Source organism: Microseira sp. BLCC-F43, from assembly GCF_041929235.1.
Lineage (GTDB): Bacteria > Cyanobacteriota > Cyanobacteriia > Cyanobacteriales > Aerosakkonemataceae > Microseira.
On record NZ_JBHFNP010000348.1, the window covers coordinates 1 to 12,706 of the forward strand.

Genomic DNA, 12,706 nt, shown 5'->3' on the forward strand with positions numbered 1-12,706 from the left:
GGTTCGGCGTCACTCCATCCCTAGAGGGTAAGGCTTTCACTTACATCCCATCACAGTTATCTGTTGAGCTATTTATCAGGCGACCTCAACAGACTCTAGGCTATGGATTTACCTAGAAACGAGTCGCACGCTTCCATCCTCAACTTACCTAATGTTTCTAAATATCGTTGTTTTAGATTCTCTCCTTATTTCTTCTGGTTGTTCTGGTGTTGGTTGTTCTGGTGTAGTTTCTTTTGGCGTTAGTTTTTCTAGCATATTTCCCCCCAATTTTAGCGATCGCACAAAATTTAGCATTTATATTAGACTATAGTCCTTGCCCTGTAATTAATTCCGGAGTTAAAACTTAGTAAAATTCTTCATCAGCATACACAGCAAATCGAGCAAAGTTTGTGTTAGAGACTTTCACTGGCTCAAAATCATTAAGCAAAAATGATAGCGTCACATCATCTTCTTCCAATGTAAAACCATAGATATTTTCATATTTATTTCCGGTTTCCCAACAAAGATCCTCAGCATTTTTTACTAGGTATTCTCTAATATCCAAATCTTCATATACCTGTATTTTTGCATATAACATATCTGGTGTTACCCGCTCTAGCAAATTATTTTCATTATTTTGTGGTTCGGCAAAAATGAAGACTTGTTGACCGATGACTTCATCTAATCTGGATTTGAAACAATAATTATGGCAGCGATTATTATTGGAAGACTCCAAGCACCAATAAAGCTCCATGCACCAGCGAACATTTTTGTATGAGAAAAGACTCTGGGTATGAGTGTAACAGGAATAGCTTTTAACGCACCGGCGCAAAGGTATCGACAAGCATTTGCTCCTGTACTGCCGAGGACTTTTAGAGCAGTTGCGGTTGTTGCATAGGCGAGCGCACTTACCCCAGCGGTTGATAATCCTGACAAGCTAAATGAGGATAGAAGCATGGTAGCGATCGCCTTTATCATAGCAACTGTTCCCATAACAGAAGGAATAACAGAAGTTGCTACGGTCGGAACCAAAACAATTGCACGCGAATGAACTAAACTTTCTATGTTTGCAAATTGTGTAGATCTTCCACTTCTTGATTGTCCTAAAACGTTAGTAATATTTCTTATTAGCCTTTGTGTTTTTCGTTTAATTCTTCCTGTTTCGTTTTCGACTCTACTTCTTGCTTATTGCAGCATTTGATTCAAACGATTAACTGCATTTTCTTCCCATTGCGCCATTTGCTCTCTTGCGCTTATAATTCCTTGCATTGCTGGTAAAATTATCTGTTAAAATATTGATAATTTTCTACCGATTTTTAGAGAATCTTTGTTGTTAAATCCTAAAGTTTTTCTATAAATTATTACTTCATCATTACTAACTCGCAAGCGTGTTAGTTGACTATTTCCAGTGCCGGTTGGATTTGGGTGAACCTTTGAATTAAATGCTCTATTTATGGCGTGCGCTGTTTCAATAAAACTTTTAAGCGTATCTAAAATTGTTCCGCTCATTCCCAAGAGTTCTTGACCACTTTCTGTAGCGTGAACCCGAAGGTCTTCAAAAGCATGTCTGATCCCAACAACGCTCTCAATTAAATCTCTAACTACTGGTATTCCCAAAAACCACTGTTCAGGGCTTCCAGTTGCATTAAGCAGCCACTGTGGAAGCTGAAATACATCCTTTCCTACCCATGTTCCGTGTTGAATTTGTTGTAAAAAACTCATATGTAAGTCGGGAATAATTTTCCAATACTATAGTAACATCGCTAAATGTTTAACTCGCATCAGAGCGATCGCAGCTTGTAGCGGTACAATCGACCTTGCAGTTAAATTGATCGCCTCTCTTCTACCATTTAATTTCATTCCAACTCCCGAAGAACGCGGAGCTAAATTTCGTTTCCACCACTCTGAAAAAGACAATCCAGCCAGGTATCTGGAAAGGCCATCATCCAAAGACAAAGCTTGGGATTTAGTTTGGCTTGGGTACTCAAGCGACCTTGCGATCGCAATGTGGTTTCTAATTTGGTCAGACCACTCGCACCACCCTTTCCGCTGCTTAATGCATAAGTTGTCGGCGTAGGCAATAATAAAAATTCGGTTTCTTCTATGGGGCGCTCCAAGCTCCGCCGCCGAGATAATTTCAATTTCTGTTTGATATCCTGCCAAGTGGAGTCCGGCAACAACCGCTCGAAGTCCTCGGTTGACAATACCTTCAGGTTGTTCCACAACCACAAACTTTGGCCTTCCAAAAATGATGCATCGCAGTGATTCATACCATAAATTTGATTCTGGATGTTCGAGGCCATTTCGCTTTCCTGCGATCGATGTACCTGTGCAAGGAAAGGAAATTAAATAGATGTCTGCTTCACTTGGTACTGGTTGGTAGTTTCTGATATCTGAGTGAATTGGAATGTCGGGGTAATGCGATCGCAATACATGAAATGCAAAAGGGTTAATTTCAATAAACTTAATTGTGTTAAATTGAACAAGATAATTTATGTTTACTAAATCAATAGCTAATTCCCACGCTCCTATCCCAGCCAAATAATCTATGCATCTTAGTTTCATTTTTAATGGGTAATGGGTAATGGGTAATTAGTAATTGTTAATTAGTAATTGGTAATTGGTAATTGGTAATTGGTAATTGGTAATTGGTAACGGGTAATGGGTAATTAGTAACAGGTAATTGGTAATAGTTAACTGGTAATTGGTAATTAGTATTAACAGGCCACGAGTGCGGGCCGAGTTCAATCGCGGCTGTTACGACACCCCAGGAGAACCTGGGAATGCCTTCAACTACCTTGGATAAATTTGTCCGTGCGGGTATTGATACCTGATGGCATTTACGGTTTCAGGTGGTAGCGATGGCGTTTGTCGTATCGGCTGACCCCAAAGAGCGCGATCGCCCCAATTATCCCAATGTGTGTTTGGCCTTTCAATGGGTGGGGTAGCAATTGTGCTTGTAATGCCTGAATAGACTACTTCTAGTTCAAAAGTTGGTGATTCCATGATCGTTGGGATAAAGAGTAAAAGTTGCGCGCGCTATTGGTTGCGCGCTTTTATAAGGAGCGATCGCGTAACAAACCTGCGTTTTATCGCAAATGGTTAAGCAATTCTGAAAGCGATACTACGAGCGTTACGAATATTCACCCAAACTTCAGAATTTATTTCGTGTTGAGCAAGTTGTCCCATACCACCTGCCGCCAAAACACCAATATCTGAACTTGATTCCGCTGCTACTCCGCCATCTCTGGAACAAATTATGCGTTTAACTAAATCTCTTGTTCCACCGAAGTTTACGCCATTTGGAAAGCCTTCTGGGAAAAAGGAGAAGTCAGCGAAAGAGGGGCCATAAGAATTTCCTGGCAAACACCGCAAGCTATTAACATCCGTTCCGGTTGCTGCAAAAGCAAACAAAGATGTTTCGTTCCACCACTGAGATTTTTTAGCTGGGAATATAAACCCAGCGTTTCCTAATCCCTGCTGATTGTCTGCGCGATGCCAAGCCACTAGCTTAACTTCCGGCGATGAAAGTGAAACAAACTTAATTGGGAATGACTCATTTGAACCATATCCAATATTGTTTGTCGAACCGTGTGCGTCGGACATTACACTAGCCGAGCCCTTGCAAATTATTTCCGTTTACTTCATCCCCCTGCCACACTTGGGTTTTGATATTTGTGCCGCTTGATTGTTCTACCAACAGTCTCAAAAGTGCCGAGTCTTTTTGTGTTGAACTGTTTGGCGCTTTTATGCTGAATATTAAATCGTTGCCTGCTGCTACTACTTGAGAGTATCCGACATTAATTAATCGCGATACTAGGGCGGATCTGAATTTATCTGCGTTCCAGTTATCTGCTACTATTTCTTCCTTGAATCCTACTGGCATACATTCTCCTTTTGTGGTTGGAACTGTGAGATTTTTGTATGGACTGTGCTGGTGGTTGAGAGCTTCACCTCACACAGCGATCGCCTATTTGATTATAAACCAACGATCGCCAAATTTATCGGTGAACTATCCATCGATAAATCATCAACTTGCAAAAACATTTTTTGCTTTGATGTTACTACTTGAGGCGTTAATGAAAAATCCAAATCAGATTTTTTATTTACTCCCAATACCAGATAAAATAAAATTCCTCCACCGTTGTATTCGCTTTGAACTGGGTATACAAATGTGGGTCGATTTGCATCTTCTAACCGACTTTTGGCTGAAAGGTATCCTCTAATTCTGGCTGGTTTATTGATCGAAATTCTTTGAACCACAATTAAAGGATTTTCTAGATCAACTTCTCCTCCAGAAACCATTTGGTGTAATATTACTTTTTCCTCAATACTCCCGCCAAGGGTTCCTGGTTCACCGCGATCGCCCTTTTCACCCTTGGAGCCTGGTTCACCTTTTTCGCCGCTTAAGCCTTTTAAGTTAGTGGAAACACCCCACGTCCCATCTGGGTTTTTGAATTGTAAAGATGTTCCGTCCCACCGATGCTCTGGGATTGGGGAGTCGTCGTTAACTATAACTAAAGAAGCTGTGGTTATATTTCCTGGAGCCGCACCACCTGTATAGCTTCCCAAAGATAGCGGAATAAATTCATTCCCTTCTACTAAATCATCGTTAAGAATTCTAAATTCGCAAAATTTTATTCCCGATTCCCCTGATGCCCAATTCAAAACCTGACCCGTTCCTGTTGAAGAAGTTGGGTTAATTGGTTCAAAGTCTAATTTTCTAGTTGCTCGTCCTGGAGTTGAACTGTTTGAGGAATTGGTTACCCTGACGCTTACTGCACCAGTTGTTCCCTCAGTCCGTATTACACCTACTTTTTGGGTTAACCATTCTCCTGATTCTCTTACCCTATATTCCGTTGATCTAAAGCTTAGTTTTCCTGCGGACATATTTTCCCCTGGTTTTTCGGCTTTGTTCCAGTTAATTACCCGACTGCAAGTGCGAGTATGATGAAAGTTTTAACCCTTAAATGTTACCAGGTTTTACCAAATATTATCAACGATTAAGCGGATTTTTTGAGCCTTTGATAAAGATTTTTTGGCTTGCAGTATTGGTATAGGAATAAAGCCTTCTGGCGGTATTGCCCACCATTCATGATTTATCAACTCTGGATCTGTGTAGCCGTTTTTTTGACACCAGTTTTCAACAAATTCCCTTGACAGCATTAGACCTCTTAAAAGTTTGTTTTATCCGAAAGGATTGGACGCTACCGCTATTTGAAGTTGATGTTTCCAACGGATTCGATATGAAACTCGCAACTTCTGTTTCTTTGACCGTAGAGCAAATTAATGCAATTCTCATGGAATCGAGAATTTTCAGCATTCATTCAATCTCACGCGATGGAAATATCATCGTTCTTTGTGACGATGATTTGCTACGCGCCGTTACTTTTCAAGGATATACCTTGATTTGGCTTGATAGTTAGACGTTGCGTAACGTCAAAACACTAACGAAAAAACCTTGGAATAACCAAGGTTTTTTTACTTAACCGTTCTTCCGTTTAACCCAATTTTACCATGAACATTAACTTCTGCGGCCTTGAAGGAAAAATAATTGAAAGTTCCCCCCACGGCAATTACCTTGTTGTTGAATTGAGCGATCGCATTACCATTTGCGGGACTTTTAGCAACCAGTTTTACTGGCAAGAATCACCGGATGAGGATTCTGGATTCATTAGCTTTATCACTTACATTGGATTGCGATCGCATAGCGAAGCCAATAAGTTTCGCCAATGGATTGCTAGCAACGGTGGTTACTTTCACAAAGGGGAAGGTAATCCACGTCGTACCAAGCGCGTTACTAAGTTTCCTTTGGAAATCAAAATCAGGGGGCTTAGTCCTGACTCTGTTCTTGAACTTCTGACTCTCCAATAGCAGATACCTTAATAAATAGCGCTACTCCAAAATAACGGAAATAGCGCTATTTGTTATCAATGAATGCAGTTGGTGGAAGACAAGAACAATTTTAACAAAACCAATAATGTTTTGGTTTACTTTTTTAATTAAATTGGATGCTATCGCTTTTAGAATTTGATGTACTTGGAAGAGATAAAAATGAGAGCTAACGGAATTAATATTTGGTCTGGCTGCAAAGAAATGAAGGGTTTAGGCGCAGCGTTAACAAACCCAACTGAACTGAGTTATCTTAAAAGGTCTGTTAAAAACCTTTATCCCGTCACATTTCGCGGCAGTGTTTTCGCTGATGCCGAGGAAGCCTATCAGGCGTTCAAATCAAACCATCTCAAGCACGATATGCAATTGATGATAGAAATTTTAACAGCAAAACTCTTTCAGTATCCAACACTGTTTAATGCAATCGCAAACAATGGCGGTGTTGCTTGGTTAGAAAAATGTCAACACATTGTTACAGGAAATCCGGGATCAAGGTGGGAAGGAGTGGGCAGAAAGAGCAATTTTATTCTCTGTCTAATAGGTGCTTTTGAATTAGTTTCAAAAATTAAGCAAATAGACAGTTAGCGCAACCTTTCCCATTTACGCGATCGCGTGGACGGCTGCGATACGCCAAGGGCTAGCTGCGCGAACGCCCTTTAGTCCAACATAGTTGGTTGCTAACGCATATTGAAGTTGATGTTTATGAAAATCTTAGTTATGAAAAAAACTGGATCGATTAGCGTTGCCAATGGCAAAAAAATAGGATTTATTGCCTCTGATGCGATTTATGTAGGTAGAAAACACGTTGGCTACAGATTATCCCAAAGTCCTTTAGCTAACCCTTATGTGATTGGTAAGGATGGCTCACGCTCTGAAGTGATTGAACTTTACCGGAAATGGCTGTGGCAACAGATCAAGTCTTGGCAAGAAGAGGGAACGGTTAATCCAGTAGTTGGTGAACTGCTAGCTATTCGCGATCGCCTTAACAAAGGAAAACATCTTGTTTTGACTTGTTGGTGTCATCCTCTGCCTTGCCATGCCGATGTAATTGTACGTTGCGTTAAATGGATAATGGAAAAAGAAAGATAGCGCTAAAGCCTCAGCAATAATGCTCTTGCTCTATTTTTTTGGGATGATCGTTAACATCACAGCCTTTTGGACGCTACCGCGTATTGAAGATGATGTTAAGAGGAAAATCCCATGATCCTTATCCAAAATGTCAAAGATCTTCACATTGGTATTAACAGCCAAACCGGATCGATCTTTGTTGATGGAAAACCATTAACTTTTGAACAGCAGCAACTGTTTATCAAGCTGAATAAGGTTATTGGTTATTGTGAAAGTAATATCCAATTAGCAAGCTGGGCTCGCAAGCAGTCCAAAGGTATATCTCCTTATAACCTTCCCGGTGAATCTGTAGAAGAAAAACGGAGGCTTCTTTGGCAATCCGTCCAGGAAAATGAGATCGATCGCTACTTGCTTAGTTTGATCAACACTGTCAAAGATGGCAACGAGGTCACTCTTTGGTATTTATCCAAGCATGATAAGCCGGTAGCAGAACTCATTAAGCGGTTTGTTGATTGGTATATTGCCAACAGTTAGTGGTTAAAGATCCTCAAATCTGCTAAAGATCTGGGGTTTTTTTATTTCTATTTGTGGCGATCGTTCACCGTTACAGAAAAAAAGGTTTGTAAGCAACAATCTCGATCGCTACCGCGTACTGAAACTGACGAGTTTGAATTCTCTATGAAGTACGGTTACTCCGATCGTCTTAAACTGGTAGGCCGAGTTGCAGAAAAGAAGATCTGCGGCAGTGGTGTAGGGATCGAGTTGCTAGCATGAATCCCGATGTTAGCAATTATGCTAAAGGCAGATACCGTCTTTGGTTATTTCACGAATGTAATTTAAAGACTGGTGAAATAACTAAAGCATACTACGACTCACGCATTTATCAGTTTAGCCAAAGGGTTTTTCCCGGCTGTAATATCGGATTGCTTACCTTTGGCGGCAAGCACAATGGTTTCACCAGTCATGGAAAGATCCTTCCTCACCGCGATCATAGTTATGCCATGCCGATCGCTAAAAATGTCAATTTGGGTAAAGCGATCTTTGGTTATGGCGATCGCGACCACAAGCAATACGAACTTAGTGATGGCGATATCGTTGAGTTTAACTGCAAAGTTTTTCACTCTGTTCCAAAGATACTAAGTCAAGAAATTAGTATTGTATTTTGGAAGTTGAACGAAGCAAAAGGTTATTTTCCTAAGCGATAGTTGTTTCCCCCAGATGCGCGGATCTGGGGGTTTTTTAATGCTTTGGTTAATAGCGTGCCTTTGGCATATCGCGGATCTTGGCGAACTATTGCGTTAAAGGGGATTCACAATTCAACCCTAATCAGAGATTTTGGTCGCTACCGCGATTTGAATTTGATGTTTTTTGGTTTCCTAACATGGCTATCAATATCCCTTCCAAAAAGGCTAAGCAAGAATCTCAAATTCGTGATGCACTGCGAATTCTTGCTTGGCAAGCGTACAAGGCGGAAAATCAGAATATTCGTGGGCTTGAAGGCTACGAACAATTTCTGGTAGAGTGGAACGAACATGAAGTTCAGAAGATGGATTTGCCAAAACTCACTAAACTAATTGGTGAGTTGGGGTACACTGTCAACGAACTTATTAACATTCGGAATGAGTATTATTCCGTCCGTCGTAGTCGTGATAACGGAGATAATGGGTTTGTTGAACAGTCTGATACGAATTCACCCGTTGTATTCTAGTTAAAAAAATCCCAGATCCTTTTAAGGATCTGGGATTTTTTTTATTGATTCAGGCTGCGTTCGCGCAGCTAGCCCTTGGCATATCGCTCAGCTATTCCTTGGCATATCGCGCACTTAGAGTCGAGTTCAATCGCATTAAAAAAAAGATCCCAAATCCTTTATGGATCTGGGATCTTTTGTCTAAAAGTCTACTTCTGGAAACTCATCAGGAAGAGCTAGAAGATTTATTTCTTCTAATGGCCCGTACTGAGCGATGAAATTATTAATCCAAGCGATCGCTAACGCAGTGGTTTCTCCCAAATCTTTTGTACCGGGAATCTGCATCTCGTCCACATCAAAGCAATAATGCCAAATCTTTTCATCACTCCAGGACTCCTGCCAAAAGTAAGCAGTAACCCCTTGGTATGAAAACGTTGCTTTCATGGCGAATAGTTGAACTCATCAACTTCAATACGCGGTAGCGTCCTTGATCTTTAATAAAAGAAAACAAAACAAAAGCTAACAAACAACTGTTAAACAATGCTATCGCTTTTTGAATTTGACCTTTCACCGTTTTTCTGTTATGCCATACAAAATAAATCAATGGGTTCAATGGGGCAACGCTTCTTATCCGGAATACATTTATGAGGAGGACGAAGTAGCAATGAATTCAACCCAAAAGCATGAAACAACCCCATTGCAAAATAAGCTAGCGATCGCTTACTCCAATTTACTAAGCGCACAATATCAGCTTAAAAACCTGAAAAACAATGTTGTGCCAAAAGAACAGCGGCTGAAATTTGCTGAATCCTTTTTAGAAAAGGCAATAGAAATTTTGAATGACGTCAGAAAAGAAATCTAGCTGACTCTTGAATAAACTGATGCCCGTTTGTTTAGTCAAACGGGCTTTTTTTGTCAACTTAAATTGAGTCAACCATGAAGGCGTTTTTTACTGGTCACAGATACCTTGTTAATTTATCTTCTAATCTTCAAGGAATTAACAACTTAATAGATCTAGCATTGGATAAAAACACCACAAACTTTCTGATTGGCATGGCACTAGGAGCAGATCAAATAGCTGCTGAAATATTGACTAAGCGCCATCTAAAATGGACTGCGATTGTCCCCTGTTTAGATCAATCAGAATTATGGAAACGTTGCGAGAAAGCCAAATACAAAAAGCTTTTAGATAAAGCCGACTCGGTTAAAGTGCTTTATCCAAAGTATTTTCCAGGCGTAATGAATCAACGAAATTTGTACATGGTTAAACACTCCGCTCTTTGTCTTGCCGTGTACAACGGGTCCAAAACTGGGGGAACTTTTCATGCAGTAAGTTTAGCGATCGCTCATAACTTACCCACAGTTATCTTCAATCCCAAAACCAAAAAGTTTTGCCTTAAACAACGCTATCAACAATTAAGTTTGTTTTAATCGGGGGCATCATGAAACCTAAAAAAGTAATCACTTCTCACATTCACTCTCGCATTACTTTGTTGGCAGCAGAGGCCATTAAACAAGGATTGGTTGTTCAGTGCGATCGCACCAACCAAAATACCTACTTAATTCGTAAACCAAACGAATCTGTAGCCACAGAGTTTACTCCAATTAGTGCTGGTACTTTCTTGCTGACACTATTAGGCAAAATAGAATAGCAGTTTTTGCACTGCTATTCACAGCAATTACCGGATAGCGCTATTTCAAAAATGCTATCTGGTAATTGGTGCTGTCGCTTGATGGTTTTGATCTTGAGATAAAATTTCATGAACAACGAAACAATTGCACTTTTTTTAGCATTGCTAAGTAAGGCTTACTGGGAAATCGATTATTATCGGTTTCTGGAAATTACAGGCTTTGTTGATGATTTGTATGCAATTGAAAAGTTTAAAACTTTTCAACTGGCTGTAAAACAACTGAACCAGTTTGATCCAGAAATAACGATCAGAATTATTTCCTCAGTTGCTACAGTTGCAGACTGCGCCAGCAGAAACTAAATAAAACAGCAGCTTTCATACACCCTCCTGAAAACTGCTGTAACGCCCAAATGGAAACAATAATCACCCTTCAAAGCATATCATAATGAGCTACCTTGAACAATTAGCCCTTTTGCGAGAAAAAATTTAGTTACTAATGGACGAAATTGAGGTAATTACGCCTGATGCGATCGCTATTGAAGTAAAATCCAACGGCAAGAAGAAAAACCAAATTGTTTACAACAACGGAAAAGCCAAAATTGTCCTGCATTTTCGCAAACGTTATAACGAGGATGAAACACTTTCTAGACTAGACCAGGAAATTCTAGGACTAACGGCTGAATTGGCTCGTAAAAATGCGATCGCTATTGCAGAAATTGAAACTGAAATCGATTTACATACCAACGCGATCGCACTCTTAGAATCAAAACAAGATAGTTTACTATCTTCACCACAGACAGATAAACTAAAAAGCGATTACGACAAGCACCGTGAGGAAAACTCTGAATTGGTTCCTGGTTTATCTGTGTATCTAAATCAGGTAAAATTAAATCAATCATCTGTTGATTGATCCAAGTGCTATCGCCCTTTGAATTTGAGAATTTAGGGAAGATAGAAATGAAGTTAAAACGTTACAGATTCAATCGAAAATATGGAAGGGTTTACCTAGAAAAGAAAAACGGATTAGTTGATGTTGGTGACTCGTTAAAGGTAATTCTTCTTTGGGCATCAACACCAACTTGGGGAAAGCCCTTTGCTCACATGCCAGCCCAACTGTGGGTTCAACTGTGCTTTCTAGATCAATCGGGAGACTGGTGCTATTCTGTACTCAACAATGGCACAACAAATGCCCTTTACCCGTGGACAGAATACAGAAAAAACATTGAGTCTGCCAAGCTGGAACTATTTGAGGTTATTACCACAATTAGTTTAGTTTCAGCAGACTTAAATCACGATTGCTTTGATTACTCTTTTTCCGGAATCAAAGGAAAACCTGGAATGGCGGACAGAATGCGTAATGCGATCGCTGAAAAAAATTACTCACTGATTGATTTGGATTTAGATTTGGATCTTTAACTTAATAAAAGGAAACCAGTGCTATCGCTTGTTGAAGTTGGTTTCCTTTTCAGGAGATAACCATGAAACCAAAGCAAAAAACTGAACTCACTGAAATAACTGAAACAACTGCACTAACCGGAGAAAGTGAAATGTCAAACACAATCAACGAAGAAATAACCTCTGAGTTTGAAATCGACCCTGAACTTTTGGGAGAAGAATTTAATGCACCGCGAATTCCCCGGTTGCCCTATGCGATCGTCATTAACGACAATCCTGCTGGAATATTTATTCCAGAGAAAAACCTGGTAAAGGCAGTCTGGATCGGCGAGCAAGAAATTGTTGAATTTGAATTGCCAAGTGGCAAAGAGAAAGGTATTTTCTTGAGCCAGGTACGAATGGTAATTCTTGGTTGTGTTCGCCCCTATATTCGGTACAAAAGTGCAGATGAATTGGGGGATTTAGCCCTATCAGCCATTGGCTGGTACGATGAAAATAAGCATCTGTTGGAAAAGAAAACAATGGATGCTGTTTCCGAGCATTTAGTAGTTTTTCTAAGCGATCGCAATGAACCACTGCACCAGCGCCCAATCCGAATTCGGTTCAAGAATGTAGCTCTTTGGAGCATCAAGGAAGCGCTTGATGAATTTTACAGCGCTATTGAATTAGTGTTTGCGAAATTCACTTCGAGTCGTGCAAGTGGAAAGAGCGATCGCTGGCGTAGTTTATGCGTGTTCGCCTGCGAATTCAAAGCAGTCAAAGAAGGTGAAGGTAGCAACAAATCATATTGCTGTAAAGTTGGTTCTTATGTACAGCCAACAGTTGAAAACTTCACGAGTTTGTTTCTCGGAAGCAAACATCAAAAGGATACAATTTGGGAACTGTTTGACATGAATAGTTCCTTCGCAATGTTAACTGCTGTGCCGGATGAACCGATAAAATCTGCACTGCCACCAGGTGAAGAACCTCAACTTTTACCACCAGCTAAAAGCTCGTTACTGAAGCCGAAACATTAGGCTATTAAAGAGTCAGGAGAAATCCTGGCTCTTTTTTT

The 12,706-nt window shown here is 40.2% G+C and carries 24 protein-coding genes; 14 read left to right on the top strand and 10 right to left on the bottom strand.

The window, feature by feature from the left end; all coding sequences use genetic code 11:
- Positions 1-144: 144 nt before the first annotated feature.
- From ACE1CM_RS45720 to ACE1CM_RS45760, 9 genes are all read right to left on the bottom strand, one after another.
- The gene (locus ACE1CM_RS45720; RefSeq protein WP_374886252.1) at positions 145-294 is read right to left on the bottom strand and encodes a hypothetical protein; all 150 of its coding nucleotides are present in this window, start codon (positions 292-294) and stop codon (positions 145-147) included.
- 49 nt (positions 295-343) lie between these two features.
- Entirely contained in the window at positions 344-715 is a 372-nt protein-coding gene (locus tag ACE1CM_RS45725) for a hypothetical protein (RefSeq protein ID WP_374886253.1), read from the bottom strand.
- The gene (locus ACE1CM_RS45730) at positions 661-1,011 is read right to left on the bottom strand and encodes a hypothetical protein (protein ID WP_374886255.1); all 351 of its coding nucleotides are present in this window, start codon (positions 1,009-1,011) and stop codon (positions 661-663) included. Before ACE1CM_RS45730 ends, ACE1CM_RS45725 begins: the two co-directional genes overlap by 55 nt.
- 255 nt (positions 1,012-1,266) lie before the next feature.
- Positions 1,267-1,701 carry a hypothetical protein gene (locus ACE1CM_RS45735; protein WP_374886256.1) on the bottom strand — a complete coding sequence of 145 codons (435 nt, stop codon included), beginning with the start codon at positions 1,699-1,701 and terminating at the stop codon, positions 1,267-1,269.
- Positions 1,702-1,728: 27 nt separating this feature from the next.
- Positions 1,729-2,544: a DNA cytosine methyltransferase gene (locus ACE1CM_RS45740; protein ID WP_374886257.1), complete on the bottom strand. Its 816-nt coding sequence runs from the start codon at positions 2,542-2,544 to the stop codon at positions 1,729-1,731.
- A gap of 537 nt (positions 2,545-3,081) precedes the next feature.
- On the bottom strand, positions 3,082-3,585 hold the full coding sequence (locus ACE1CM_RS45745) for a hypothetical protein (protein ID WP_374886259.1): 504 nt from the start codon (positions 3,583-3,585) through the stop codon (positions 3,082-3,084).
- Positions 3,586-3,589: 4 nt separating this feature from the next.
- On the bottom strand, positions 3,590-3,865 hold the full coding sequence (locus ACE1CM_RS45750) for a hypothetical protein (RefSeq protein ID WP_374886261.1): 276 nt from the start codon (positions 3,863-3,865) through the stop codon (positions 3,590-3,592).
- Positions 3,866-3,957: 92 nt separating this feature from the next.
- The gene (locus ACE1CM_RS45755) at positions 3,958-4,869 is read right to left on the bottom strand and encodes a hypothetical protein (RefSeq protein ID WP_374886263.1); all 912 of its coding nucleotides are present in this window, start codon (positions 4,867-4,869) and stop codon (positions 3,958-3,960) included.
- 93 nt (positions 4,870-4,962) lie between these two features.
- Complete coding sequence (locus ACE1CM_RS45760) at positions 4,963-5,145, bottom strand: hypothetical protein (RefSeq protein WP_374886265.1); 183 nt, start codon at positions 5,143-5,145, stop codon at positions 4,963-4,965.
- Here ACE1CM_RS45760 and ACE1CM_RS45765 point away from each other — a divergent pair.
- From ACE1CM_RS45765 to ACE1CM_RS45795, 7 genes are all read left to right on the top strand, one after another.
- Positions 5,136-5,405 carry a hypothetical protein gene (locus tag ACE1CM_RS45765; protein WP_374886267.1) on the top strand — a complete coding sequence of 90 codons (270 nt, stop codon included), beginning with the start codon at positions 5,136-5,138 and terminating at the stop codon, positions 5,403-5,405. The two genes, ACE1CM_RS45760 and ACE1CM_RS45765, sit on opposite strands and share 10 nt — an antisense overlap.
- Before the next feature lie 91 nt (positions 5,406-5,496).
- Entirely contained in the window at positions 5,497-5,853 is a 357-nt protein-coding gene (locus tag ACE1CM_RS45770) for a hypothetical protein (protein WP_374886269.1), read from the top strand.
- A gap of 180 nt (positions 5,854-6,033) precedes the next feature.
- Entirely contained in the window at positions 6,034-6,456 is a 423-nt protein-coding gene (locus ACE1CM_RS45775; protein WP_374886271.1) for a hypothetical protein, read from the top strand.
- A 117-nt stretch (positions 6,457-6,573) separates the two neighbouring features.
- A complete protein-coding gene (locus tag ACE1CM_RS45780; RefSeq protein ID WP_374886273.1) occupies positions 6,574-6,960 on the top strand; it encodes a DUF4326 domain-containing protein in 387 nt (128 codons plus the stop codon).
- A 111-nt stretch (positions 6,961-7,071) separates the two neighbouring features.
- Positions 7,072-7,473: a hypothetical protein gene (locus ACE1CM_RS45785; protein WP_374886275.1), complete on the top strand. Its 402-nt coding sequence runs from the start codon at positions 7,072-7,074 to the stop codon at positions 7,471-7,473.
- A gap of 236 nt (positions 7,474-7,709) precedes the next feature.
- Positions 7,710-8,144 carry a hypothetical protein gene (locus ACE1CM_RS45790; protein WP_374886277.1) on the top strand — a complete coding sequence of 145 codons (435 nt, stop codon included), beginning with the start codon at positions 7,710-7,712 and terminating at the stop codon, positions 8,142-8,144.
- Positions 8,145-8,320: 176 nt separating this feature from the next.
- Positions 8,321-8,647 (top strand): hypothetical protein, encoded by a 327-nt coding sequence (locus tag ACE1CM_RS45795; protein ID WP_374886279.1) that lies wholly within the window; start codon positions 8,321-8,323, stop codon positions 8,645-8,647.
- Between the two features lie 180 nt (positions 8,648-8,827).
- Here ACE1CM_RS45795 and ACE1CM_RS45800 read toward each other — a convergent pair whose 3' ends face one another.
- Entirely contained in the window at positions 8,828-9,070 is a 243-nt protein-coding gene (locus ACE1CM_RS45800) for a hypothetical protein (RefSeq protein ID WP_374886281.1), read from the bottom strand.
- A gap of 139 nt (positions 9,071-9,209) precedes the next feature.
- Between ACE1CM_RS45800 and ACE1CM_RS45805 the strand changes: the two genes are divergently transcribed.
- From ACE1CM_RS45805 to ACE1CM_RS45835, 7 genes are all read left to right on the top strand, one after another.
- Positions 9,210-9,488: a hypothetical protein gene (locus ACE1CM_RS45805; protein WP_374886283.1), complete on the top strand. Its 279-nt coding sequence runs from the start codon at positions 9,210-9,212 to the stop codon at positions 9,486-9,488.
- A gap of 74 nt (positions 9,489-9,562) precedes the next feature.
- Positions 9,563-10,057, top strand: coding sequence for an SLOG family protein (locus ACE1CM_RS45810; protein ID WP_374886284.1), 495 nt, complete (start codon positions 9,563-9,565; stop codon positions 10,055-10,057).
- Positions 10,058-10,068: 11 nt separating this feature from the next.
- Positions 10,069-10,278 carry a hypothetical protein gene (locus ACE1CM_RS45815; protein WP_374886285.1) on the top strand — a complete coding sequence of 70 codons (210 nt, stop codon included), beginning with the start codon at positions 10,069-10,071 and terminating at the stop codon, positions 10,276-10,278.
- A gap of 108 nt (positions 10,279-10,386) precedes the next feature.
- Complete coding sequence (locus ACE1CM_RS45820; protein ID WP_374886287.1) at positions 10,387-10,617, top strand: hypothetical protein; 231 nt, start codon at positions 10,387-10,389, stop codon at positions 10,615-10,617.
- Between the two features lie 136 nt (positions 10,618-10,753).
- Positions 10,754-11,167 carry a hypothetical protein gene (locus ACE1CM_RS45825; RefSeq protein WP_374886288.1) on the top strand — a complete coding sequence of 138 codons (414 nt, stop codon included), beginning with the start codon at positions 10,754-10,756 and terminating at the stop codon, positions 11,165-11,167.
- Between the two features lie 47 nt (positions 11,168-11,214).
- Entirely contained in the window at positions 11,215-11,673 is a 459-nt protein-coding gene (locus ACE1CM_RS45830) for a hypothetical protein (protein WP_374886289.1), read from the top strand.
- Positions 11,674-11,735: 62 nt separating this feature from the next.
- On the top strand, positions 11,736-12,668 hold the full coding sequence (locus ACE1CM_RS45835) for a DUF5895 domain-containing protein (RefSeq protein WP_374886290.1): 933 nt from the start codon (positions 11,736-11,738) through the stop codon (positions 12,666-12,668).
- The last annotated feature ends 38 nt before the right edge of the window (positions 12,669-12,706 follow it).

Excerpts from the sequence above, each read along its gene's own strand:
- ACE1CM_RS45830 (WP_374886289.1), top strand. The coding sequence starts at position 11,215 with ATGAAGTTAAAACGTTACAGATTCAATCGAAAATATGGAAGGGTTTAC.
- ACE1CM_RS45790 (WP_374886277.1), top strand. The coding sequence starts at position 7,710 with ATGAATCCCGATGTTAGCAATTATGCTAAAGGCAGATACCGTCTTTGG.
- ACE1CM_RS45760 (WP_374886265.1), bottom strand. The coding sequence starts at position 5,145 with ATGCTGTCAAGGGAATTTGTTGAAAACTGGTGTCAAAAAAACGGCTAC.
- ACE1CM_RS45810 (WP_374886284.1), top strand. The coding sequence starts at position 9,563 with ATGAAGGCGTTTTTTACTGGTCACAGATACCTTGTTAATTTATCTTCT.
- ACE1CM_RS45745 (WP_374886259.1), bottom strand. The coding sequence starts at position 3,585 with ATGTCCGACGCACACGGTTCGACAAACAATATTGGATATGGTTCAAAT.
- ACE1CM_RS45735 (WP_374886256.1), bottom strand. The coding sequence starts at position 1,701 with ATGAGTTTTTTACAACAAATTCAACACGGAACATGGGTAGGAAAGGAT.
- ACE1CM_RS45785 (WP_374886275.1), top strand. The coding sequence starts at position 7,072 with ATGATCCTTATCCAAAATGTCAAAGATCTTCACATTGGTATTAACAGC.
- ACE1CM_RS45820 (WP_374886287.1), top strand. The coding sequence starts at position 10,387 with ATGAACAACGAAACAATTGCACTTTTTTTAGCATTGCTAAGTAAGGCT.
- ACE1CM_RS45815 (WP_374886285.1), top strand. The coding sequence starts at position 10,069 with ATGAAACCTAAAAAAGTAATCACTTCTCACATTCACTCTCGCATTACT.
- ACE1CM_RS45805 (WP_374886283.1), top strand. The coding sequence starts at position 9,210 with ATGCCATACAAAATAAATCAATGGGTTCAATGGGGCAACGCTTCTTAT.
- ACE1CM_RS45825 (WP_374886288.1), top strand. The coding sequence starts at position 10,754 with ATGGACGAAATTGAGGTAATTACGCCTGATGCGATCGCTATTGAAGTA.
- ACE1CM_RS45795 (WP_374886279.1), top strand. The coding sequence starts at position 8,321 with ATGGCTATCAATATCCCTTCCAAAAAGGCTAAGCAAGAATCTCAAATT.
- ACE1CM_RS45750 (WP_374886261.1), bottom strand. The coding sequence starts at position 3,865 with ATGCCAGTAGGATTCAAGGAAGAAATAGTAGCAGATAACTGGAACGCA.
- ACE1CM_RS45755 (WP_374886263.1), bottom strand. The coding sequence starts at position 4,869 with ATGTCCGCAGGAAAACTAAGCTTTAGATCAACGGAATATAGGGTAAGA.
- ACE1CM_RS45835 (WP_374886290.1), top strand. The coding sequence starts at position 11,736 with ATGAAACCAAAGCAAAAAACTGAACTCACTGAAATAACTGAAACAACT.
- ACE1CM_RS45770 (WP_374886269.1), top strand. The coding sequence starts at position 5,497 with ATGAACATTAACTTCTGCGGCCTTGAAGGAAAAATAATTGAAAGTTCC.
- ACE1CM_RS45780 (WP_374886273.1), top strand. The coding sequence starts at position 6,574 with ATGAAAATCTTAGTTATGAAAAAAACTGGATCGATTAGCGTTGCCAAT.
- ACE1CM_RS45740 (WP_374886257.1), bottom strand. The coding sequence starts at position 2,544 with ATGAAACTAAGATGCATAGATTATTTGGCTGGGATAGGAGCGTGGGAA.
- ACE1CM_RS45720 (WP_374886252.1), bottom strand. The coding sequence starts at position 294 with ATGCTAAATTTTGTGCGATCGCTAAAATTGGGGGGAAATATGCTAGAA.
- ACE1CM_RS45775 (WP_374886271.1), top strand. The coding sequence starts at position 6,034 with ATGAGAGCTAACGGAATTAATATTTGGTCTGGCTGCAAAGAAATGAAG.
- ACE1CM_RS45800 (WP_374886281.1), bottom strand. The coding sequence starts at position 9,070 with ATGAAAGCAACGTTTTCATACCAAGGGGTTACTGCTTACTTTTGGCAG.